This is a genomic window from Paenibacillus taichungensis, assembly GCF_003287275.1.
GTDB lineage: Bacteria > Bacillota > Bacilli > Paenibacillales > Paenibacillaceae > Paenibacillus > Paenibacillus taichungensis_A.
In genome coordinates this window covers 100,557-124,063 of the sequence record NZ_QEVW01000006.1, presented here as the reverse complement: position 1 = coordinate 124,063, position 23,507 = coordinate 100,557, and the positions used below count along the sequence as shown (strand labels likewise).

Genomic DNA, 23,507 nt, shown 5'->3' with positions numbered 1-23,507 from the left:
GCCTTGTACAATCGGCACTCATAGTATACTTCATTATAATCAGTTTAACGCTAACATTAAAAATCGTAGAACAGGAGAGCGTTCGACGGATAGCTAAGTGTTTAGTGTACTTCAATAGATAATAATGTAAACGTTATCATTTATCAATTGAGTCATTCCATTTTGTATAAATGCCAAGAGCTTCATACTACCGGATGAAAAGGGGATTTTAACATGGACAAGTTATTGTACGGGGTAGCCTACTATGACGAATATATGCCTTATGAGCGATTGGACAAGGATATTCAGATGATGAAAGATGCAGGCATTAACGTGGTGCGGATTGCGGAATCCACCTGGAGTACGCATGAACCACAGAATGGTGTATTCGACTTTTCCTCAGTAGATCGTGTACTGGATGCCATGCATGCGGCGAGCATTCAGGTTATTGTGGGTACCCCTACGTATGCTGTTCCGACATGGATGGTCAAGGAACACCCGGATGTTCTGGCAACAACGGCACAGGGAACAGGGAAATATGGGGCGCGGCAGATCATGGATATCACACATCCGACGTACCTGTTTTATGCGGAGCGCATCATTCGCAAGCTGATCTCCCGTGTCAGCCAACACCCTGCCGTGATTGGCTATCAGACGGATAACGAAACGAAGCATTACAATACTGCCGGTGATAACGTACAATTACAATTCGTCAAATATATGCGTAACAAGTTCAGCTCATTGGATGATCTGAATAAGGAATTTGGGCTAGATTACTGGAGTAACCGCATCAATAGCTGGGAAGACTTCCCGTCAGTTGTCGGTACAATCAACGGCAGTCTTGGAGCTGAATTTGCCAAATTCCAGCGTCAACTGGTAACCAACTTTCTGGCGTGGCAGGTGGGAATTGTAAATGAGTACAAACAGGAGGGGCAGTTTGTCACCCAAAACTTTGACTTCGACTGGCGTGGATACTCGTACGGCATTCAGGGGGATGTGGATCATTTTGCCGCTTCCAAACCTTTTGACATCACCAGTGTGGACATCTACCATCCGTCACAGGATGATCTGACCGGCATTGAGATTTCATTCGGCGGTGACGTGGCACGTTCCACCAAACAATCGAACTATCTTGTACTGGAGACGGAAGCGCAGGCTTTCTGGCATTGGGTTCCCTATCCGGGGCAGCTTCGCCTTCAGGCGTTTAGCCACCTGGCCTCCGGAGCAAACATGGTCGCCTATTGGCACTGGCACTCCTTGCATAATTCGTTCGAGACGTATTGGAAAGGATTGCTGAGTCATGATTTTGAACCAAATCCGGTGTACAACGAGGCCAAAACGATCGGTCGGGATTTTGCCAGACTTAGCCCGCAACTGGTGAATTTGAAGAAAACGAATCGGGTAGCCGTGCTGTTCAGCAATGAGGCGTTGACGTCGATCAAGTGGTTCGGATTTAACTTTACGAGTGACAAAAAATACAACGACGTTATCCGCTGGATGTATGACGAATTATACAAAATGAACATGGGCTGTGATCTGATTGATCCGTCTGTGGAGAGTTATGAAGGCTATGATGTGATCGTTGTGCCTGCTTTGTACGCGGCTTCCGATGTCTTGCTTGAGAGGCTGAACCAATTTGTACAGGATGGTGGGCATGTCGTGTACTCCTTCAAGAGCGGATTCGCCAATGAGCATATTAAGGTCCGCTCTACCCGCCAGCCTGGACTGATCAGTGAGGCTTGTGGCATCAGTTACAACCTGTTCGTTGAGCCGAAAAATGTGTCGCTTCGAGATGATCCGTTCGAGGTTGGAGAGGAACAGAATCAGATTCACACCTGGATGGAACTGATCACACCAACAACGGCAGAAGTGCTGGCCTGGTACGATCATCCTCACTGGGGAGAATATGCGGCAATTACCCAGAATACCTATGGCAAGGGCAAAGCAACGTACGTTGGATGTTATACCAGTTCCGCGGTGATCCGCAACGTGTTGGAGCGTGTCATGAAGGAAGCCGGGCTGTGGGGAACCGATCAGGAATTGGCTTTTCCAATCATCGTGAAGAGCGGAGTGAATGATCAAGGGAGGACGATTCGGTATTTCTTTAATTACTCTGATCAGGCGACTTCGTTCGTTAATGCCTACGGAGACGGAACGGAACTTCTGGCAGGAATAGCGGTGACCGGAGGGCAGAATATGGTGCTTGAACCATGGGGGTTCTGCATTATTGAGCAATAATGGGAAATCATAAATGAATTGACAAGTCTGTTTTCAATGATTATAAAAAGAATACCAAGACCAAAGCGCCCTCGGCTTCATGCTGGGGCGTTTATCTTATTTTAGCTCATAGCTCAGGAGTGGATGCCTCGTGTTTACCGAATTATATCGGAAGCTTACTGATCCGTTCAAACGCAGCATTCGCAACAAATTAATCCTCACCATGACGTTTCTGGCCATTCTGCCCGTCATTGCCATGACGGTTGTAGCAGCCGAAAATACCCGTTCTTCCATGGAAGAAGAGATCATGGAGACCAACCGTGCGAATATGAATTGGGCCTCCATCTATTTGGGTGAGCAATTCGCTAGGATGAACAATCTCATTTATTCCATTCAGATCAGCGATGAGCTGCATCAGTATTTGGCATTGAATCAGGATGCTCCCGCTGCCAGTCGATTCGATGAGCAGAAGGCTGTGTTCAATATGCTGAACAGTGTATATTATTCGGCTGGTAACTATGTATTTGGCGTGGAATTATACCTGAAGGAACTGGATACGCTGTTCACCTTCAACTCAATGGAAAGCCGAATTCGATCGGTCCCGGACATTCCTGCGGCATACCATGAACTTTTTAAGCAGCATAAGGACTTTACGATAATTAATGATCCGAATGATCCGGAGAAGTTCCATATGACCCGCAGTATGAACCGTTTTGAGGATCAGGCGCAGATCGGCGCGATCAGTCTGGAAGTCAAGTGGGCCGAATTCAATCAGACGCTGGAATTGCTGGACAGCCGGGGGGATTATGCGGTGTATATCGCGGATAGTACGGGAAGTCCGGTCTATCAGCCAAACAAGGAGATACAGCCTTCAGCAGAGGCACTGGAAAAGCTTGCAGCTACAAAGGATGGTTCCGGTTTCATTCGAACAGCCAAGGAATATGTATTCTATCATGCCATTGATCCGTCAGGGATGCGTCTGATCAAAATTGTACCTTCCCATGTCATCAATGAGAGTGCAATGGAAACGATGAAATATGGTCTTGTTGTGGGTGGGCTGGCTACCGTAGTTTCGGTATTGTTGGCAGCATTTGTGGCTTGGCGAACATCCAAGCCGATTGTCAGACTGGCGAATTCCATGAAGGGAATCCAGTTGATCAAGGACAAGGAAGTGGTGCGCAGTGGTCGAGTGGATGAGATTGGCCTGTTGGAGAAAAATCTGCATGGTATGGCAAGCCGCATTCGAGAGCATATCCGGGATAACTATCTCATGAATCTGGAGAAACAGACGGCCGAGCTCAAAGCGCTTCAGTCTCAGATTCACCCCCATTTTCTGCAAAATACGCTGCAGATGATCGGAGGTATGGTGTACTCGCAGAAGCCGGCAGACAGTTATAAAGTTATTCGTGCATTAAGTGAGATGTTTCGTTATATTGTCAGAGCGCCGGATGGACTCGTGCCATTGCAGTCCGAATTGGACCAGTTGGAGCATTATATGCTCATTCAGAAGCAGCGTTTTGGCAGCAGACTTGAATATAAACTGGAGGTTGAAGGCGGGCTGAGTGACTGCTACATTCCCAAGCTGTCCCTGCAACCGATTGTGGAGAATGCATTTGTCCATGGTTTGGAGAAAAAGCAGGGAGAATGGAAATTGAACATTCAAGTTGTCCGACTAGATCGTGAGGTAACCATCCGTATTTCCGATAATGGGGTGCGTATGGATCAAGAGAGGTTGGCCGAGATGCAATCGAGATTGTCCAAGCTGTCCCAGCAAGGAGACAGAGTATGGAGCTCGGGGACAAGCATCGGCCTGGTCAATGCCGCATCACGCATCGTGATGCACTTTGGGCCTGCATACGGTATGAACATGGAGAGTGGGGAAGGACAGGGAACCAGTGTCACTGTTCGAATTCCTTGCCATACAGGAGGCGAGATCACGTGAACAAGGATCATTATAGAGTGCTATTAGTGGACGACGAGCCATGGAACAGAGATATTTTGCGCAATTTGGGCACGTGGGATGAGCTTGGCATGGTGGTAGCAGGTGAGGCAGAGGATGGCGGAGAGGCGATCCGGTTGGTCGAGCAGCATCAGCCCCATATTATCATTACAGACATGCGTATGCCGGGTAAAGACGGGGTAGAACTGCTCCAGACGCTAAGTGCACAATATCCGCATATCAAAGTGATTGTGGTTAGTGGATATGATGATTTCAATTATGCGAAACATGCGATTCGTCACCGTGCCGCCGATTATCTGCTCAAGCCGGTAAATCCCGATGAATTGAATAACGTTCTGGCCAAGTGTAAACGTGAATTGGAAAAGACCGAGTCCGGGCCGGAGTCCTGGGAACCTTATCCATCGGTTTTTTCTGGCGAATTCTCGTTGTTTCAGCAGCAGGCGCGCTTACGTTTTAACGACTTGAACGTTCAGGGATTGCATGAGCTGTTCGGGCAGTTGGAGCACAGACTTGATACCAGTGATATCCGAAGACCGCAGCAGCTGGGGCGGATCGCATACGAACTGCAGACGCTATTGGGCGAGCTGTGTGTTTCCAACGGCTTATGCGAGCAACCTGTAGCAGCTGTACTCCCGCCGCCAACTGCTCTGGCGTCCATCACATCGGCAGTGAACTGGATATCAGCGCCTTATTATACTTCGTTGGAGCAGCTGATTGCGCAGCGCAAATTCAAAAACAAGCTGAACTTGGATGAGGTGAAGCAATACATCGAGCAGCATTGCATGGAGATGATTACGCTGGAGCAGCTTGCCCAGATCTTTTTTGTCAGCAAAGAATATCTCAGCAAGGTGTTCAAAAAAGAATACGGCGTGAATGTGACCGACTATATTGTCCAATTACGCATGGCAAGAGCCAAAGAATGGGTGCTCGATGATCAGATTCCATTCAAACATATTGCCGAGATGACGGGTTATGAGGATGTATCGTACTTTTACCGGGTGTTCAAGAAACACTTCGGGGTTTCGCCTGGAGAGATGAGAAAGGGACAACCTCGAATATCAGGTAACAGCCCTAAATAATTCATTCACAGAGAGTTTACTATTGGATTAAGGTTTAAAATAATCCAATAAACGAGTCTAATAATGTCCAATGAAGCGCTTTCATTTCGTGATATATAATGATCCTATGAAAGACAAACCAGTTACACCGGGAGGTCATAAGAGATGAAAGTATGGAAAAGCGTAGCAAGTGCGGTACTTGTGAGTGTTCTGCTCGCAGGCTGCGGTTCCAATGCGGGTACGGATGGTAAGGAAGAGGGAACTGCATCGGGCAGTACGGTGTCCCTCAAAGTATTCATTGCACAGCCGCGGCTGAAAGAACATTACGATAAATATATAGAACAGTTCAAAGCCAAGGAGAAAGCCGAAAAGAATATTGAAGTCAACGTACAACTGGAGATGCCGCCAGCAGATAATGCGCCGCAGATTCTGAAAACACGACTTGCCTCCAATGATGCACCGGATGTGTTCGCACTTCATGCGGTCAATGAAATTCCACCGTTCAGCAAAGCGGGTTATCTGGAAGACCTCTCGGGTCAACCTTTTGTCGATAAATTACTGGATTCCGTTAAGCCTTCAGTAACGGATGCGTCGGGTAAAGTCGTGGCCGTTCCTTTGGAAACGTTATCTTGGGGATACCTGTACAATAAGGATATTTTCAAAGAACAGGGGCTAGAGGTACCTACCACTTTGACGGAAATGAAAGCGGTCGTGGAAAAGCTGAAAGCAGCCAACATCACACCGTTTGAACTGTCCTACAAAGAGGCATGGATTCCACAACTGTTCCTGCCACTTACTGTAGGTGCACTGACTCAGTCAGAACATAAAGACTTCTTGGATAAGATGAATCAGGATCAAGGTTCCTTCTCAGATATGAAAGCCTTGTTCGACATCTTCGATCTCGTCAATGCCAATGGTACGGAGAAAGCACTTGAAGTGGGCGGCGATGATGGTTCAGCAGCCTTTGCAACGGGCAAAGCAGCCATGTGGATTCAAGGACCTTGGTTTGCAGAAACCATTCTGAAATCCAATCCGGATATCAACTTTGGCGTAGCTCCACTGCCAATCAATGACAACCCGGATGATACCAAAATCAACCTGAGTACATCGACTTCACTGGCCGTATCTTCATCCAGCAAAAACAAGGAAGTGGCACTCGATTTCGTGAACTATGTTCTCGATGACAAGGATTCAAGTGCATTCTATGAAGCACTAAAATTCAATCCGGTTGCCAAAATTCATGACTTCAAAAGTTTCCCTTGGGTAGACGATGCCCTGAAATATGTTAATGAAGGCAAAGCGTATCAAGATCCATCCATTCCTCAAGCCGTTAAGGATGAATCAGGCAAAGCGCTGCAAGGTTACTACTCCGGACAACTGGATCAGCAGCAGGTGATTGATGCGCTCGACAAGGCGTGGAAATCCTACAACAAAGTCAACAAGTAAGCAGATGAAACGGCTGGCAGAACGGTCTTCGTTCCCCCGTTTCCGCGAGTCTGCTTATAGTGAAAAGGGGGAGAACCAATGGCTACGAATGTATTCAAGAAGTATCTGTCGCTGCTAGCGTTCACTGCGCCTGCCTTTGTCATCTATGCCATTTTCCTGCTGTATCCCACATTTAGTGGCTTGTTCTACAGCTTGACGGACTGGAATGGTCTGAACCGGGATTACAGTTTTATCGGTCTGGGGAACTTCGTGGAGCTGTTCAAGGAAGATCCCGACTTTCTGAATTCCCTGTGGTTCACGTTAAAATATGTGGTGTTTATGCTGATTCTGCAAAATGGAATTGCCTTGCTGCTCGCCGTGTTTATTGAGACACGGACGCGCAGCAAGGGGTTATTCCGGACCCTGTTTTTCATGCCGAACATGATCAGTACAATCATCAGCGCCTTTATGTGGACATTCATCTTCTCTCAGGTGCTGCCGCAGCTGGCCGAGAAGTTGGCGGTCTCCTTCTTGGACCAACAGTGGCTGGGTGATCCGAAATTTTCATTCTACTCCATCCTGATCGTATCGCTCTGGAATGGTGTGGGATATATGATGATCATCTATCTGGCTGCACTCCAGGGTGTGCCGAAGAGTCTGAAGGAAGCGGCTGTTATTGATGGGGCCAACGCGTTCCAGGTACTGCGTAATGTCGTATTGCCGATGATTACGCATGCCGTAACAATCTGTTTCTTCCTGACACTGAACGGTGCCTTCAAAGTATTTGAAGTTGTGTACGGTCTGACAGGTGGCGGTCCAGGCAGAGCCACTCAGGTCATTACGATGAATATCTATGAAGAGGCATTCTCCAACAATTTTAGATACGGATATGCCAGTGCCAAGTCGGTTGTGTTATTCGTCATCGTGCTCATCTTCACGCTAATTCAGATTACGGTGATGAAGAAGAAAGAGGTGGAAGCATGAGGATGCAACGAATTAACAGCTACCTGATTCGACTGCTGCTGGTGCTGGGCTCCCTCGTCGCAATGCTGCCTATCTACATGGCGATTGTGAACTCATTCAAAACACAAGGCGAAATGTTCCAGTCCTTTATAGCTCTCCCAACGACATTTCATTGGGAAAACTACTCGGATGCATTTCACAAAATCAACCTGCTGGGCAGCTCTTTGAACTCGGCGATTGTATCCTTCCTGGGGATTGGCGGTATCGTATTCTGCGCTTCATTGGCCGGATACAAGCTGTCGCGTACTTCAGGCAGATTGAGCAACCTGATCTTCTTCCTGTTCGTGGCATCCATGCTCGTTCCTTTTCACTCGATCATGATTCCGCTGACACGGGTTGCCAAAGGACTTCACGTCCAAGGAAGCACATACGGATTGGCCCTCATCTATATTGGACTTGGTGTAAACATGGCCATCTTCCTCTATCACGGGTTTGTTAAGTCCATCCCGCGTGAATTGGAAGAGTCGGCACAGATGGATGGATGTAATGAGTTCCAGACGTTCTTTCAGATTATCTTCCCATTGTTGCTGCCAATTACGGTCACCATCGCCATCTTGGACTTCCTGTGGATCTGGAACGACTTCCTGCTGCCGCTGCTCATGCTGACGGATGTGAATCGCTATACACTAATTCTGTCCACGAACATGCTGTTTGGCGAGTACAATAAGGAATGGCCGTTGATTTTGTCCTCCCTTGTACTTACCGCGATTCCAGTAGTTCTCATCTATGCGTTCTTCCAAAAGTTCATCATGGAGGGCATTGCAGAAGGGGCGGTAAAAGGGTAAGGAAAACCTGCTTGCGATCTAGATGTTTCTGTCTTATTAATACAAAAACTCAAAAGAACCGCTTTGATCTGAGGGATGTCATTCATTCCTTCCGATCAAGGCGGTTTTTCATTTCATGATGTCATCAGCTTTTTGACTGCCTGTGCCAGCAAGTGAAGACCACGCTCCATCTCATCCGTTGAAGCATAGGCATAGGACAGACGAATGTGCTCTGCATCCAGACGGTCATAGAGATACCCCGGATGGATCAGCACATGTTTCTCCAGACAGGCATGGAACAGTTCGCGAATGGATAGAGGACTGGCGGTAAATCGGAGCCAGATATAAAATCCTCCGGCAGGTACGCTCCACTCGGCGAGTTCACTGAAATCGCGTTGCAGAAGATCTAGCATAAAGTCTCTGCGTCTGCGCAGTTCTGGCCGCAGGCGATCCATATGCTGCTCATGGTATCCATCGGCAAACCAGAGTGCTGCAGCCTCCTGAGCGAGGGAGCTGGTGCCATAATCCGTCTGCATCTTGATGTCTGCGAGGCGACGGATGACCGGCTCCGGCCCAACCAGCCAGCCGAGGCGCAGGCCGGGGCTGACCGCCTTGGACAAGGTGCCCATATGCAGCACCCGTCCATCTTTATCACGCGCCTTCAGCGATGGCGGCGGGGGCTTGTCCAGCCACAGGTCGCTGTAGGCGGCATCTTCCAATATGGAGATGCCGGTGTTCCGTGCTGTGGCGAGCAGTTCTTCCCGGCGGCTGTCACTCATGACGGAGCCGGTAGGGTTGTGGAAGCTCGGAATCGTGTAGAGCAGCGAGATGCTGTCCCTGTTTGCATTATTCTGTACGGCATCTTCCAGACGCGGAGTGTGTAATCCTTCGGCATCCATCGGAATGCCGCTCATTTTCAATCCGGCGGATTGGAATGCATGAATGGAGTACAGATAAGATGGTTTCTCCAGCAGGACCGCCGATCCGCGGGGCAGAAGCCCGACCGAGATAAGGTGCAGTGCCTGGAGAGAGCCGGATACGATCAGAATGGAGTCAGGGGAGGCTTGGATGCCACTTGCTTGCAAGTAAACGGACAAAGCCTGACGGAGCTCCAGACTACCCTGAGGTTCGAGGTAGTTTAGTGTACGAGAATGACTGGATAGAGCAAGGAGGATGTCGTTAAAAGCCTCCTGGGGCATCAGTTCAGGGGCAAGCTCACCTGTACCAAGCCTGATGATGCCTGGCTGGAACTCGGCCCGGTTAATCTGCTGTACCTCTGGCAGATTGGGATAATACCAGCCTTCTTCGATGGCTTCTTCCCAGTTGGGCAGGGCTCCGTGAGCCAGCGCATGCCAGCCAGAGCCACAGACATATGTTCCGCCTCCATGTCTGCCTTCAATCATGCCTGCTGCGGCCAGATTTTCCAGTGCAGTGACCAGCGTGCTGCGGTTCACACCCATGGATTGAGCCAATGTTCGTTGGGAAGGAAGCCGATATCCTGCGGTCCATTCCCCGGCTGTAATTTTCTCGCTGATATAGACTTCAATCTGTCGGTACAGAGGTAGGGAATGGGAGGGGTCCGGCTTCCAGCTGCCCCCTTGTCGAGAATCGGAACGATTCATGGGTAGATTTGCCTCCCTTATAGAATGAGTGATGGGATTTACGTGTTCTCTTATTTTGAACACTATATCATTTGGTTGGGTCCGATGCCATCCAAGTGGTTGGTTACGCCTGACGTTATCTCTACTACTATGGAGACATATCTAAGGGGGATGAACGATGGGTGTAATTATTCACGCGGTGGTGCTGGCGTTTGGTCTGATTTTGCCACTTGGTGTACAAAATGTGTTTATTTTTAATCAGGGCATGACTCAGCGAAGTTATGCACGGGCGCTGCCAGCTATAGTAACCGCAGGACTCAGTGATACGTTGTTGATTGGAGCAGCCGTCGGAGGGGTGTCCCTCATTTTGCTGCAATGGCCGCTTCTGGCGAATGTATTGTATGCAGGAGGGAGTGTGTTTTTGCTCTATATGGCATGGAGCATATGGAGGTCATCCGGGCCTGCGAACAGTTCAGCAGCAGTACTGTCTGCGGGAAGACAGATCGCCTTTGCTGCTTCCGTTTCCTTGCTTAACCCGCATGCCTTGCTGGACACGGTAGCCGTAATCGGCACCAGTTCACTTCAATACGAAGGGGTGGCACGCTTTTATTTTGCAATAACGGCGGCAGTGGTATCATGGGTATGGTTTCTGGGACTGGCAGGTGCTGGCAGGCTGGTAGGTAGAACAGATCGTACAGGCCGGGTCAGTGTTTTCTTTAATCGGTTGTCCGCTGTAGTCATGGTCGGAATGGCGTGCATGATGTTGTGGAAGCTGATCCTCTCGTAAAAATAGAAAAGAATCCCCTCACATTAAACGTGTGGGGATTGTTTATATGCTGGCCATATACTTAATGCGCCAAATGAGTACTCTATATTATTCTGCCTTCAATAGCATGGATTCAATGAAAGCTTTGAGATCCTGAGATGCGTTGTTCAGTTGATCAATCACCTCGCTGAACTCGGTGACGAGTTCGGCCTGCTGGTTGCTGGATTGGGCGATGGATGTAATCTCCTCTTCCATCTGACGAATGGAATGCTGTACTTCCTTCAAAGACTGTTCAATGTTCACTGTAGCTTCTTTGGTTCCGGTGGATAATTTGCGTACTTCGGTAGCAACAACGCCAAAGCCAGCGCCTGCTTCTCCTGCTCGAGCTGCCTCAATGGCAGCATTCAGGCCTAGCAGGTTCGTCTGCTCCGAAATTTCACGAATAAATGAAGCCACTTTGGTGACTTCACTGGAGTTTTGCACCGCCATCCGTGTGTTGTCCAAAATCTGTGAAGATGAAGCGGTCAGTTGCTGAGACTGAGCAGCTACAGTCTGAACCATATCGGTTAACTTACCGCTGATTTCTCCGATCAAGTCGGTGAAGTGCTCCAGTTTTTCCTCGTTTTTGAGTGAAAATCCAATGGCCAATGCGCCTACGATCTGGCCTGCTTCATCTCGAAGCGGGGTAGCCGCAGAGTTAATGGGAGTCCCGTAATGATGCGCTTCAATACGATTGGCTGAAGTCTCACCATGGATAAGTGCCCGGCGTAGTGTAGGATCTTCAAGCGAGATCGGATCTCCAGCCTTGATACCGAGATCCAAATCTTCGCTCCGAACGTAATACCGGAACTGTTCCATATCGGTAACAGTAATCATCAAATCATTTTCCTTGAGCATGATTTTAAAATACGGGCTTGCTGCAACAAGTGCTTCAACAATATTCAATTGGATCAACTCCTATATATGTGTGCGTATTATCGTGATGTATTGTATATTCATCGTCAGAATTGCTGGATTCTTGAAGGCCTAAATAGGGCAAATGGCAGAATAATTTTATTTTAATTTTGGAATCAGGAAAATGGATCAAAAAGGTTAGACAAAAGAAAAATATATGAAAAAAAAGCTGCTGAGGATCATCTGACCTCAGCAGCTTTTAGTACATTGATAATGGCTGTATTTTGTGAAGTATATCGGGTGCGTACATTTGTTATATCTGCCTGCGCTGATGCACATACATATGGATGTGTTACCCGCCGGATCACGCTTTTCTAACCACCAATCTGGGACATCCGTCGTACCGTCGGTGTATGACTTTGCATTTTTTGCTCTAGGGCCAGCGCCATTTCGTGATTCTTCGGTTTGGTGCCAAGGGCCTTGAGGAAGAGAGCTGCCATAGCATCGGGGGCATCTACGAAGCGGCGAACATTGTATTCATCCGACCAGTACAGACAAGCTTTGATATGCCCGTCTGCTGTCAGGCGGAGTCGGTTGCAGTTATCACAGAAGTGATCACTGACCGGATGGATCAATCCGAATGTCCCTTGTGAACCGGCAATCTTCATGTTTCGTGATGGACCATTACCTGCCGGACCTGTCGTATTTTCCACCGTCCAGCCAGCCTCCGCGCATACGTCCGTGACTGCTTCCAGCGGCAAATACGATTTGCGCCATGAATCTGAAGCCTGCCCAATCGGCATATATTCAATGAAGCGCACATGTAATGGCTGATCTATGGTCATGGCAATGAAATCTTTGATCTCATCATCATTGATGCCCTTCATTAAGACGACATTCAGCTTGATCGGAGCAAGTCCAACTGCCGTGGCGGCTTCAATGCCTTTTAGCACCTTATTTACATCCCCGCCGCGAGTAATCATGGAGAACCGGCTCGCCTGCAGGGAATCCAGACTAATATTAATCCGGTTCAGTCCAGCATCTTTCAGGGCCTGGGCCTGTTTGTCCAGCAACAATGCATTGGTAGTTAACGCAATATCTTCAATCCCGTCAATGGCCGAGATCATACTTACGAGTTGATGCAGATCTTTCCGTACCAGAGGCTCGCCTCCGGTCAGACGGACTTTGCGCATTCCCATTGGAGCCAGCACTTTGAGCACCTGTGCGATTTCCTCGTAGCTCATAATTTGGTCATGCGGGGCAAATTCCATGCCTTCTTCGGGCATACAGTACACACAACGCAAATTACAGCGGTCCGTAACAGAAATACGGATGTAGTCATGTATTCTGCCAAAAGAATCCTGGAGCATTTCCATGCAGACCACCCTTTCATTGATTCAGATTGGAAAGCTTCTATATGAGATGAACCGACAATATCTAAACCAACAGTTGCATCAAATTTTAGCTATTTCTCCAATCCGCGTCAATGATGACGTCAGATAATTACGTTTTTATCGGAAGGGGTCAGTTGAAATTGTCCGACAAGCTGTTGCAAGAAGACCGTGATGGCTTCTACATTGTGCGATGAATGCTGAACGTGCAGCATGTCGTTAATAAGCTCGACCATCTCAGCTTCCACCTCCGAAGACGTGGAACGGTTTTTGTGGCTGATGGCTGCGATATTCTCCATCAATACCACGACCTGATCTACAACCTGTGTTCTTTGGGGCTCTTCAGCCGTCGCACTTTGGAGCAAACGCGAAGCAGCCTGAACAAGGGTGGTGCCTTCAGCCAGCACCTGATCGCCTTCCTTGATGGATTGTGAGGCTGCTCCTGCCGCTACAGAGATATTATCCAGAATCTGATGAATATCTTCCGTGGAGGAACGGGATAGTTCGGCAAGTTTGCGGATTTCACCGGCAACGACGGCAAATCCACGTCCGTGTTCGCCAACATGGGCTGCTTCTATGGAAGCATTCAGTGCGAGCAGGTTGGTTTGTGCCGAAATTTCATCAATGACAGCAAGTGCACGGTAGATGTCCTGCATGGTCGACATAAAAGATAGAATCGTATGGTTGGTGTCGGACACTGCTCCAGAAATCTGAGTCATTTTGTCTCCGATACGCTCCACTTCCTGACGCGCAACGTCAATCTGCTCTGTGGCGGACACTTCAAGCTGCTGTAAGGTGAGGCGCATTTCGTCGGCGGCTACTTTGGCCTGATCCAGGTCCTCTAGCTGCTTGCGTATCCCCTGAATCATGGAGCCGAGTTTGAGATTTACACGTTCGGTTGTTCCATGTGTAGTTTCCGTTGACGCCCGCATCTGGTGCTGGTTGTTCATCACATCCACGGTGGCAAGCTGTACCTTGAGCATAATTCCTTCAAGAGAGTCGATCATATTATTAATCCATTTCGCCAGCTCACCTGATTCATCCTGGGCAAAAGCCGACGTATCCAGACGCTGGGTCAGATCCCCTTTGCCTTCGGCGTTAATTCGAATAAATCGGCTAATGCGGCGTAAATCCTCATGGACCCGTTGAACATGTTTTCGTTGCAGCTGGCTTGCAGTCAGGAATCCATAGATGATATTAAAGGTAGCGATAGCTGCTGCGCTCCATGCACTTCCAGTCAGCGCATATACAAGTGCCGCTCCCGCAATGCCCGACAACAGGATGTACAAGCTGTGCTGCTTGAATTGGCGCCAGCCAATGCTGCGTATCCGATACACTTCCTCCAGATCACCTTCACACATCATGCCCCACAGATCCGGACAGTGGGGAAGTTGGAACGTGATGCCTTTACCAATAACTGATATATGACGATAGTCTGAATAACCCGGAAAAGCCACAAACAGATTGGAGCCATTGCGAATGGTATTCGCTACACCAGGATGCAGTTCGTTGGTGGAAGGATCGGTAAACATCAGTTCCAATTCGGTATGTTCTTTAACAGATACAACGCCCCATTCGGTGGTTACGCCGTCTTTCAGATTCTCCCCATGAGTGAATGTAAGATCCTCGAAGCGGCTGCGGGACAGGGCAGTCCCGGGTTGAAGCGTGGGCCGCAGTCTTGATTCAGCCATAAAAAGATAATTATCCCCGGAATCGGGGTAGATGTGGCCTGATTCACGTTGGATCAGATCGCCCAATACATCATTAGGCACGCGACTGCACAGGGAACCGATGTAACGGCCGTTTTCCATGATGGGTTCGATAAAAATCAAGGTTACATCATCGTGAAAAGTGGAAGAACGTGGTCCAATTTCTAGTGTGAGCGGATCAGAATAAGGTCCAAACAGACACTTTTGTCCGTTGATATCCGCTTGGGTATGCCTCAATCCTGGTCCTATCAAATCATTTCCATCTTCGTAGACTTGTCCAATATGTTTCTTATATGTAGAAAATACAACCTGGTTTTGCTCGTTCAGCATAAAAAGCTCAGTACTATCCGTAGCGCGTACATAACTTGCTGCGAACCATACCTCCAATCCTTGTACATCTTCCGTACTTTGCAGTACACCCTGCGGATGAACGGTCCGTATTTGCTGAAGCAATCGATCCAGATGATTCCACTGCTCTTCGGCCCAATCCATCAAAAGCTGCCGCCGGGTCTCGGCGATCCCCTCAAATATTTCTTCTACATCTTGCTTAATATTTGCATTCAACCGATACGACCGCCACAGCGGCCACCCTTTTCTCCATCCCAGCCAATCAAACATACGGACCACCCCGATTTCTGATTTTGAAAATCTTTTGCGAGACTGTTCGGAAACGCGATTATCCAGCCACTATGGGTGGTGGACGGGAATCAATGACACCGCCTTCATGATCCCAGAACCAGACACCGTATCGGGGCGAGATTTCACGTCCTTCTATATGAGCATTTTGCGAAAATGCTGTTATCAATGTTTATACAAGAAAATCACCAAGAATACGAGGGTATATGTCATATTTTCCGAATATTTAATCAATAAATACAAATGATTATGCGCCTTTATTTGAATATTACAAGAGTTCTGTGTGAGTGAAGCAGATGTTAGATAACATACAAGGACATTGACATGTTTAGGACTGAGAATTGGTATCATTTTACACTGTGTAACATGAACAGGCCCATACTCAAAACAGTCTGTATAATGTAATTCCGGCCCAAAGATATATAGTATTACCTAACAAGCAAAACCTGTTGCGTTCGTGTATATAAACCTTCCATTCAGCCTTGGTGTGAAAAGATTGCGAGCTTCCCGCGAAAAGGAGAATGCCTATGTCCTCTATCATCGTCCCCGACACCTGCCATATTGAACTGAATCATGTGTCCGTTGTATTTGGCAGTGGAGCACAACAAGTTACCGCTTTGTCCGATGTTTCATTTCAAATCCATTCCAATGAATTTGTCTCTCTGCTTGGCCCCTCGGGGTGTGGCAAGTCCACCCTGCTGCGACTCGTAGCCGATTTGCTCCAACCAACGACAGGCAGCATCCGTGTTGCCGGAGAAGAACCGGAGCGGGCGCGGTTGCAGCGCCAGTTCGGTATCGTGTTCCAGACTCCAGCTCTGTTTGATTGGCGCACGGTGCGCCACAATGTAGAGCTTCCACTGGAACTGCTCGGCACAAGCCGGAAGGAGTGCCGCCGCATGAGTGGTGAACTGCTTGAAATGGTCGGGCTGACCCGTTTTGCTGACCATTATCCATGGCAGCTCAGTGGGGGCATGCAGCAGCGTGTTTCCATTGCACGTGCACTCGCGCTTGATCCGCCATTGCTGCTTATGGATGAACCTTTTTCCGCACTGGATGAATTCACGAAGGAGAAGCTGCAGCTGGAGCTGCTTGATATTAAGCGATCTACAGGCAAGACATTCCTTTTTGTTACACACAGTATCCCCGAAGCCGTATTTCTATCTGATCGAATCATCGTCCTCTCCGCACACCCTGGTCAGGTGCACTCCATTCATTCCGTCAACCTGCCAGCTGAGCGGGACCGAGAGCTGAGGGAAACCGAAGCCTTTTACCGCATGATGACCACCATCCGCAATTGTTTCTATGAGGAGCGTGATCCAATCCATGTTCCTGCACACCAATAAGCTGGGTTTTCGCTCCTGGGTAGTGATCTGGATTTTGTCCGTATTGCTCCTGTGGGAAGGTATCGCCTGGATTCTCCACTTGTTCATGTCACCCCAGCAAGCAGCATCCCGTCTTCCTTATCTCCATGAGGTTCTCGCAGCCCTGTTTCGGTACTCAGGCACATTGGCTGAACAGGGGGCCGTAACGTTTGGGAATGCAGCGATCGGTTTTGCCGGTGGGACCGTGTTGGGTCTGCTGTTGGCCCTGCTCATGAGTGTGGCGGCTTGGGTGGAACGCACCTTATCTCCGTATGTCATCTCTTCCCAGATGGTGCCCGTAATCGGTCTTGCGCCCATTGTCTATGGCATCATCCATAACGCCGAGTGGGCCCGAATTATAATGGCGGCTTACGTTACGTTCTTCCCGATTATCATCCACACACTCAAAGGATTAAAAAGTGCAGCACCGGAGCATCTGGAGCTTATGCGTTCCTGTGGAGCTTCCCTGCCTGCGCGTTATATCAAATGTCTGCTGCCCTCAGCGCTGCCCGGTCTGTTTTCCGGTATGAAAATAGCTGCTCCACTTGCAGTCACCTCTTCCATTGTGGTGGAGCTAATGGGAGCCCCGGATGGACTTGGTGTACTGATGGTCAGTTCCTTGTATTATGGCAGTGCCCAAATTGGCATGTTCTGGGCGACCATCATGCTCAGCATTGGCATTGGACTCATCTCGTATCTTGCCATCAGCCTTGCTGAGCGCTGGCTAACCCCATGGCAGCCCGAATTCAGGGGCAAGGGAGGGCGTGCTGCATGATGAATGAAAGTGTGGTGGTAAGCCGCAAAGGTGAGGAGGGTGCGACGGCAGCTGTCTCAGGTACGGTATCTATTGGGGAGTCTATCGCGGATTCGGTTAGGGTGACATCCCCTTCAAGTACGGATATCGATGGACATCAGGGACAAGCCGGACAGAGGCGGCTGGGTAGTGGTGTTCGCAAAAGATCAATTGGACTGCGCCTACTGCCGTGGCTTGCCGGAGCCTTATTTCTTACCCTGTGGCAGCTTCGATTGTTCCATCAGTTATTCTCGCTTGAAAGTTACCAATTGCCTGTTCCGTCAGCGATTGCAGCGTCCATCAGGGAAAACGCAGAGATGCTTTTCCGATACGCGATGTATAGCGGAACCGAGATGTTGGGTGGTTTTCTGCTCGGCTCCTTGCTGGGAGCCTTGGCCGCTGCGGGTGCATCCTTTTTCCCGACGAGCGGCAGGGCGGCGGTTGCCGTGATGTCAGCACTGAACGCCGTTCCGATTGTTGCGCTGGCCCCGATTATGAACAACTGGTTTGGGGATGGTATCTGGTCCCGAATTGCCGTTGTGGCTGTAATTACGATGGCTGCCATGGCTGTCAGTTTATTCAAGGGCTTGACCTCGATTCAGCCGCAATACAGTGATCTGATGGGTGGTCTTGCCGCCAGTAGGTTGCAGGTTTTCGTGAAGCTGCGCTGGCCACATGCAATGCCTTCCCTCTTCGCAGGTCTGAAAATTAATATGTCGACCAGCATTATTGGCGCCATTGTGGGTGAATTTTTCATCGCCTCCCAGGGGCTGGGTTACTTGCTCTCGGATCAGATCCGACTGGCAAACATGCCACTTGCCTGGTCCTGTATTGTTATCGCTGCCGTGCTCGGTATTGTGTTGTATGAGGCCGTCGTTCTGGCCGAGAAACGGCTGATCCCGTGGAATCATGCACGTACCGATCCGTAAAGCCCATCAAGGTGCCAACCACAGATTGATTGACTCGTGAAGCAGGGCTTCACAGTACCTGATTGAAAATCCTTATATAAACAGGGGGTTGTTCTGTATATGTACAAAACGTTAAAACCGGGTTTTCTGGTGTTGGTACTGTTGGTCGTTGCGATGCTGGGAGCATGCTCTGCGAAATCAGAGCCGTCCGTCACCCCTGCCGCTGACATCTCGGAGGGAGCGGCAGGGTCAGATCAGCCCTTAACCAAAGTGAAGATTCAGCTCAAATGGGTGCCTCAGGCTCAGTTCGCCGGGATATATGCGGCTAAAGAGAAAGGTTTTTTTGCAGATGAAGGTATTGATGCGGAGATTATTCCGGGTGGCCCGGATATCGTGATCGAACAGCAGGTGGTCAACGGCGCAGCCGATGTGGGCATCACTGGGGTAGACAGTTTGCTGGTCAGTCGGGATAACGGTCTTCCGCTGGTCTCCCTCGCCCAGATTTCGCAGAAGAGCAGTTATCGATTGATTGCCAAGAAGTCCGCAGGTATTACCGATCCGGCCCAGATGAAAGGCAAGAAAGTGAGCACATGGTTCGGTAGCCAGCAGTTTCAGGTTCTCGCTTTTATGGAGAAGAACGGCCTTGATCCAAAGAAGGATATTGAACTGGTGAAGCAGGGATTCACAATGGATCAGTTTTTCAATGATCAGGTAGATGTGGCGACGGCAACGATCTATAACGAATATCACGTGGTACTGGAAAGCGGAACGAAAGAGTCTGATCTGGATGTGTTCAATATTGAAGATGCCGGTGTTGGGATGCTGGAGGATACGCTGATTGCCAAGAAGGATTGGGTGGACAGTAATAAAGAGCTCGCGGTGAAAGTGACCCGTGCCGTTCTGAAGGGCTGGAACTACGCCATCGACAATCAGAATGAAACGGTGGATATCGTGATGAAGAATGTGACGGACGGCAGCACGACCCGCGAACATCAGGTGACCATGCTTGAAGAGATTGCGAAGCTGATTCGCCCGGAAGGATTTACTGAGAAACAGGTGGGCAGTTTTGTGGATGAATCGTTTACCCGAACTGCGGATATTGCCCTGAAGTATGGCTTGATCAAGAAAGCCGCCAATCTGGATGAAGCACTGGAGAAAAGCATCTATGAAGAAGCGGTGAAATAAGCGTGGACGAACATTTACACAAGAACAAAGAGTTCAGAACAATTTGAAGAAGCGAAGCGTGCGCCTAAAAGCTTTCAGGAAGAAAGCTTCATCGGAAGATGGTACTGCAATCGGAGCGGTCAAGTGTAAAGTCCATAGGTTCAGCTTGGAGAGGAGGATGACGAATGAGTTCAGTTGATCAGCAGCCACAGCCGCTTGGTGGTACGAAGGAAGAATGGCTGGAGAAGGATCGCAAATACGTATGGCATCACATCTCGCCTCATAACGATCATCCGATGATTGCGGTAAGTGGGGAGGGTAGTTGGATCACCGATCAGGATGGTACACATTATCTGGATGCGATGTCTGGACTGTGGTGTGTGAATGTGGGCCATGGCCGTGAGGAGATTGCGAGAAGTGCCTACGAACAGATGAAAGCACTCGCTTACGTGCCCATGACCCAGAGTCACGAACCGGCGATTTTGCTTGCGGAGAAGCTGAATGACTGGTTGGAAGGGGAATATCGAATATTCTTCTCCAACTCGGGTTCAGATGCGAATGAGGTGGCTTTCAAAATAGCCCGTCAGTATCACCATCAGAATGGTGAGCCTACTCGGCACAAATTCATCTCCCGTCACCGTGCCTATCACGGTAACTCCATGGGCGCACTGGGCGCTACGGGGCAAGCCGCCCGCAAAATCAAATACGAGCCGCTGGGTGTAGGCTTCTCTCATGTACCGCCTCCTTATTGCTACCGCTGTCCATTTGGACGAAACAAGGATGGGTGCGGAATGGAATGCGCCACCATCTATGAAGAGGTTATTCGCTGGGAAGGGCCGGAGACGGTAGCTGCGGTTATTATGGAGCCGGTCATTACAGGGGGCGGCATGATTGTCCCTCCTCCAGAGTATATGCGTACCGTGCAGGAGATTTGTGAGCGTTATGGGGTGCTGTTCATTGTGGATGAGGTCATCTGCGGATTTGGACGCTCCGGGCAAAAATTCGGTCATCAGAATTATGGCGTGCAGCCCGATATCGTCACGATGGCAAAGGGCATGACGAGTGCGTACGCTCCATTATCGGCGACTGCCGTTCGAGCGGATCTGTATGAAACGTTCAGAGAACCCGGAACCAACTCACACTTTCGTCATGTGAATACGTTCGGGGGCAATCCTGTATCCTGCCGCGTGGCACTGGCGAATCTCGAAATTCTGGAACGAGAGAATCTGGTTAGCCGTGCCGATGAACTTGGATACCTGCTTCGGGATAAGCTGGAGCCGCTGCTGGAGTTATCGGTGGTCGGAGATATCCGAACATTTGGCTTCGCCTGTGGGGTGGAGCTGATTGAAGCCGATGGTTCGCCTGCTCATGCGGATAAGGTCATGAAAGTGCTGGCAAGCTGCAAAAAGGACGGCATTCTGATTGGCAAGAACGGCGATACGGTACCGGGATTTGCGAATATTTTGACCATCTCTCCGCCGTTTGTCACCACCGAGGAAGAATTGGATCTGATCGCTGGCAGTTTGTTGACTGCACTCCGTAGTTTGGATGCTGGGTAGTGATGGAGGAGAGGCGCTAATCTAGTGGGATCTCTATTTATATCGTACTTGTAAATATGGGTAAGGAGGCGAGGGAGGATGCAGACCACCACCGGGAAAATCATCAATCAGCTGCGTCTGGATGAGCGAATTGAACAGTTGTCCCGTATTGGCCGAATTGTGGAGACGGGTGTCTGCCGACTCGCATTGACTCAAGAAGACATGGAGGGCATTATTCAGGTTCGACTGTGGATGGAAGAGGCCGGACTTATGACTCGCCTTGATCCGTTTGGCAATCTGATTGGTCGCCTTGAAGGTACAGATTCGTCCTTGCCGATCCTCATGATCGGTTCACATATTGATTCCCAGCCGTATGGCGGTCGGTATGATGGTGCCATCGGCGTCCTTGGTGCGCTGGAAGCTGTGCAGTGTCTGATGGAACAAGGCATTCGCCCTCGGATGCCCATAGAGGTCATTGCCTTTTGCGATGAAGAGGGTTCGCGTTTTAACAAAGGTTTATTTGGCTCACGCGGCATAACCGGACAACTGGAAGAAGGTGAATTAGAGCGCCAGGATAAAAATGGGGTTACTCGGCGGGAGGCGCTTGAGGCCTTTGGTTGTGTACCCGAACAATTCGCCGAAGCGATCTATCCGGCAGGTTCCATTGGCAGTTATCTGGAGCTGCATATTGAGCAAGGACCTGTTCTGGAATCGCTGGACTCTCCGGTAGGCCTGGTGACTGGCATCTCGGGCCCGCTGTGGCTCACGGTGACGATGAAAGGCATGGCGGGGCATGCTGGTTCTGTACCGATGGGGATGCGTAATGATGCGCTGGTGGGCAGCGCTAAAGTCATTGCCGCTTTTGACGATATGGTCAGAGAAGAACCGGAAGCTCCGACAGTAGGGACCGTGGGGAGCCTCCGTGTCTTCCCTGACTCACGCAACATCATCCCCGAAGAGGTCAGCTTTACGGTTGATTTGCGAGATATGGAGATGGAGCGTAGAAATCGGCTTGAAGGAAGGTTAATGAGCCTCTTGGATGACGTCAGCTCGAAATATGGCCTGACCTACTCCTTGACCGAAGATACCAACAGTGAGCCGCGATATTGTGCAGAACGAATCAAGAATGCCATTCGCTCGTCTGCCGAAGAGATCGGCCTGCCATTACCGGAGTTGATGAGTGGACCGTTCCATGATGCGCTGGCCCTTTCTTATGTGTGTAACTATGGCATGATCTTTGTTCGCAGCAAGGATGGGATCAGCCATCATCCAAGTGAGTATTCTTCGTCCGAGGACATTGCTCTCGGTACAGAAGTGTTGTACCGCACGATCAGGCAGATGTGCATACCGGAAATTTCGAGTAACGGGACTGACGTGTAAAGGCTGTTCATATCAAACCATTTCCGAAGGAGGCGATGTGACATTATGGGCAAAATCAGCATCGGATTGATTCAGGCTTCACACGAGGTTGAGGGGTCGGCCCCAGTTGAAGTGCATAAGGAGGCCGCTATTCAGAAACACATTGCGCTGGTGCGTGAAGCGGCTGCTCAGGGAGCACAGATTATTGGATTGCAGGAGGTGTTCTACGGGCCGTACTTCTGCACGGAACAAAGTCCCAAGTGGTATGCATCTGCCGAGCAGGTTCCGGAAGGGCCAACGACCGGGCGATTTCAGGAGCTCGCGAAGGAGCTTGGGGTGGTGATCATTTTGCCTGTATACGAGGTAGAAGGAATCGCTTCGTATTACAATACGGCTGCGGTTATTGATGCAGATGGATCCTACCTGGGGAAATACCGCAAACATCATATTCCTCATGTGGAAGCGGGCGAAGGCACGAATGGATTCTGGGAAAAATATTATTTCAGGCCCGGCAACCTGGGGTACCCGGTATTTGATACAGCCTACGCGAGAGTGGGCGTGTATATCTGTTATGATCGTCATTTTCCGGAGGGAGCACGGCTGCTTGGGCTGGCTGGTGCGGAGATTGTATTCAACCCTTCTGCAACGGTAGCCGGAACATCGGAATATTTGTGGAAGCTGGAGCAGCCTGCTCATGCGGTGGCTAATGGCTATTATGTGGCTGCCATCAACCGAGTGGGAGTGGAATCGCCATGGAATATGGGTGAATTTTATGGTCAGTCGTATCTGGTGGACCCGCGAGGCAGGATGGTGGCCATGGGCAGCAGGGATCAGGATGAGGTTATCATTGGCGAGATGGATACGGAGTTGATTCGGGAAGTACGCAATGTGTGGCAATTTTACCGCGATCGACGGCCTGAGACCTACGAACATCTCGTTAACCTGTAGCAGTGGCCTGGAA

At 49.6% G+C, this 23,507-nt stretch carries 18 protein-coding genes; 14 read left to right on the top strand and 4 right to left on the bottom strand.

Annotation, left to right across the window (positions count from 1 at the left end; all coding sequences use genetic code 11):
- Nucleotides 1–213: 213 nt before the first annotated feature.
- The 6 genes from DC345_RS09885 to DC345_RS09860 all read left to right on the top strand — a co-directional run bounded on the left by DC345_RS09885 (nt 214) and on the right by DC345_RS09860 (nt 8,447).
- Nucleotides 214–2,217 (top strand): beta-galactosidase, encoded by a 2,004-nt coding sequence (locus tag DC345_RS09885; RefSeq protein ID WP_113052946.1) that lies wholly within the window; start codon nt 214–216, stop codon nt 2,215–2,217.
- 130 nt (nt 2,218–2,347) lie between these two features.
- Nucleotides 2,348–4,138 carry a sensor histidine kinase gene (locus DC345_RS09880; RefSeq protein ID WP_113052945.1) on the top strand — a complete coding sequence of 597 codons (1,791 nt, stop codon included), beginning with the start codon at nt 2,348–2,350 and terminating at the stop codon, nt 4,136–4,138.
- Complete coding sequence (locus DC345_RS09875) at nt 4,135–5,235, top strand: response regulator (RefSeq protein WP_113052944.1); 1,101 nt, start codon at nt 4,135–4,137, stop codon at nt 5,233–5,235. Before DC345_RS09880 ends, DC345_RS09875 begins: the two co-directional genes overlap by 4 nt.
- A 144-nt stretch (nt 5,236–5,379) precedes the next feature.
- Nucleotides 5,380–6,660 (top strand): ABC transporter substrate-binding protein, encoded by a 1,281-nt coding sequence (locus DC345_RS09870; protein WP_113052943.1) that lies wholly within the window; start codon nt 5,380–5,382, stop codon nt 6,658–6,660.
- Nucleotides 6,661–6,738: 78 nt separating this feature from the next.
- Nucleotides 6,739–7,623, top strand: a complete 885-nt coding sequence (locus DC345_RS09865; protein WP_064641854.1) for a carbohydrate ABC transporter permease — start codon at nt 6,739–6,741, stop codon at nt 7,621–7,623.
- The gene (locus DC345_RS09860; RefSeq protein WP_076287550.1) at nt 7,620–8,447 is read left to right on the top strand and encodes a carbohydrate ABC transporter permease; all 828 of its coding nucleotides are present in this window, start codon (nt 7,620–7,622) and stop codon (nt 8,445–8,447) included. Before DC345_RS09865 ends, DC345_RS09860 begins: the two co-directional genes overlap by 4 nt.
- A gap of 113 nt (nt 8,448–8,560) precedes the next feature.
- Here DC345_RS09860 and DC345_RS09855 read toward each other — a convergent pair whose 3' ends face one another.
- Complete coding sequence (locus DC345_RS09855; RefSeq protein ID WP_113052942.1) at nt 8,561–10,048, bottom strand: aminotransferase-like domain-containing protein; 1,488 nt, start codon at nt 10,046–10,048, stop codon at nt 8,561–8,563.
- A gap of 157 nt (nt 10,049–10,205) precedes the next feature.
- Between DC345_RS09855 and DC345_RS09850 the strand changes: the two genes are divergently transcribed.
- On the top strand, nt 10,206–10,814 hold the full coding sequence (locus DC345_RS09850; protein WP_113052941.1) for a LysE/ArgO family amino acid transporter: 609 nt from the start codon (nt 10,206–10,208) through the stop codon (nt 10,812–10,814).
- An 87-nt stretch (nt 10,815–10,901) separates the two neighbouring features.
- Here the strand turns inward: DC345_RS09850 and DC345_RS32335 are convergent, their stop codons facing one another.
- The 3 genes from DC345_RS32335 to DC345_RS09835 form a co-directional block, all read right to left on the bottom strand.
- Nucleotides 10,902–11,738: a methyl-accepting chemotaxis protein gene (locus DC345_RS32335; protein WP_113052940.1), complete on the bottom strand. Its 837-nt coding sequence runs from the start codon at nt 11,736–11,738 to the stop codon at nt 10,902–10,904.
- A gap of 323 nt (nt 11,739–12,061) precedes the next feature.
- Entirely contained in the window at nt 12,062–13,063 is a 1,002-nt protein-coding gene (moaA, locus tag DC345_RS09840) for a GTP 3',8-cyclase MoaA (protein ID WP_113052939.1), read from the bottom strand.
- Between the two features lie 119 nt (nt 13,064–13,182).
- Entirely contained in the window at nt 13,183–15,351 is a 2,169-nt protein-coding gene (locus tag DC345_RS09835; protein WP_309304324.1) for a methyl-accepting chemotaxis protein, read from the bottom strand.
- 599 nt (nt 15,352–15,950) lie between these two features.
- Here DC345_RS09835 and DC345_RS09830 point away from each other — a divergent pair.
- The 7 genes from DC345_RS09830 (at nt 15,951) to DC345_RS09800 (ending at nt 23,494) form a co-directional block, all read left to right on the top strand.
- Complete coding sequence (locus DC345_RS09830; RefSeq protein WP_258530606.1) at nt 15,951–16,766, top strand: ABC transporter ATP-binding protein; 816 nt, start codon at nt 15,951–15,953, stop codon at nt 16,764–16,766.
- The gene (locus DC345_RS09825) at nt 16,735–17,559 is read left to right on the top strand and encodes an ABC transporter permease (RefSeq protein ID WP_309304323.1); all 825 of its coding nucleotides are present in this window, start codon (nt 16,735–16,737) and stop codon (nt 17,557–17,559) included. Before DC345_RS09830 ends, DC345_RS09825 begins: the two co-directional genes overlap by 32 nt.
- On the top strand, nt 17,556–18,506 hold the full coding sequence (locus DC345_RS09820; protein ID WP_258530605.1) for an ABC transporter permease: 951 nt from the start codon (nt 17,556–17,558) through the stop codon (nt 18,504–18,506). The genes DC345_RS09825 and DC345_RS09820 overlap by 4 nt, the downstream gene beginning before the upstream one ends.
- Nucleotides 18,507–18,605: 99 nt before the next feature.
- Nucleotides 18,606–19,670, top strand: a complete 1,065-nt coding sequence (locus tag DC345_RS09815; RefSeq protein ID WP_113052935.1) for an ABC transporter substrate-binding protein — start codon at nt 18,606–18,608, stop codon at nt 19,668–19,670.
- 164 nt (nt 19,671–19,834) lie between these two features.
- On the top strand, nt 19,835–21,208 hold the full coding sequence (locus tag DC345_RS09810; RefSeq protein ID WP_113052934.1) for an aspartate aminotransferase family protein: 1,374 nt from the start codon (nt 19,835–19,837) through the stop codon (nt 21,206–21,208).
- 78 nt (nt 21,209–21,286) lie between these two features.
- Nucleotides 21,287–22,567, top strand: a complete 1,281-nt coding sequence (locus DC345_RS09805; RefSeq protein ID WP_113052933.1) for a M20 family metallo-hydrolase — start codon at nt 21,287–21,289, stop codon at nt 22,565–22,567.
- A 45-nt stretch (nt 22,568–22,612) separates the two neighbouring features.
- Nucleotides 22,613–23,494, top strand: a complete 882-nt coding sequence (locus DC345_RS09800; protein ID WP_113052932.1) for a nitrilase-related carbon-nitrogen hydrolase — start codon at nt 22,613–22,615, stop codon at nt 23,492–23,494.
- Nucleotides 23,495–23,507: the final 13 nt, after the last annotated feature.

Coding starts and splice junctions, on each gene's coding strand:
- DC345_RS09830 (WP_258530606.1), top strand. CDS start 15,951: ATGTCCTCTATCATCGTCCCCGACACCTGCCATATTGAACTGAATCAT.
- DC345_RS09820 (WP_258530605.1), top strand. CDS start 17,556: ATGATGAATGAAAGTGTGGTGGTAAGCCGCAAAGGTGAGGAGGGTGCG.
- DC345_RS09860 (WP_076287550.1), top strand. CDS start 7,620: ATGAGGATGCAACGAATTAACAGCTACCTGATTCGACTGCTGCTGGTG.
- DC345_RS09885 (WP_113052946.1), top strand. CDS start 214: ATGGACAAGTTATTGTACGGGGTAGCCTACTATGACGAATATATGCCT.
- DC345_RS09865 (WP_064641854.1), top strand. CDS start 6,739: ATGGCTACGAATGTATTCAAGAAGTATCTGTCGCTGCTAGCGTTCACT.
- DC345_RS09855 (WP_113052942.1), bottom strand. CDS start 10,048: ATGAATCGTTCCGATTCTCGACAAGGGGGCAGCTGGAAGCCGGACCCC.
- DC345_RS09810 (WP_113052934.1), top strand. CDS start 19,835: ATGAGTTCAGTTGATCAGCAGCCACAGCCGCTTGGTGGTACGAAGGAA.
- DC345_RS09850 (WP_113052941.1), top strand. CDS start 10,206: ATGGGTGTAATTATTCACGCGGTGGTGCTGGCGTTTGGTCTGATTTTG.
- DC345_RS09870 (WP_113052943.1), top strand. CDS start 5,380: ATGAAAGTATGGAAAAGCGTAGCAAGTGCGGTACTTGTGAGTGTTCTG.
- DC345_RS09815 (WP_113052935.1), top strand. CDS start 18,606: ATGTACAAAACGTTAAAACCGGGTTTTCTGGTGTTGGTACTGTTGGTC.
- DC345_RS09805 (WP_113052933.1), top strand. CDS start 21,287: ATGCAGACCACCACCGGGAAAATCATCAATCAGCTGCGTCTGGATGAG.
- DC345_RS09800 (WP_113052932.1), top strand. CDS start 22,613: ATGGGCAAAATCAGCATCGGATTGATTCAGGCTTCACACGAGGTTGAG.
- moaA (WP_113052939.1), bottom strand. CDS start 13,063: ATGGAAATGCTCCAGGATTCTTTTGGCAGAATACATGACTACATCCGT.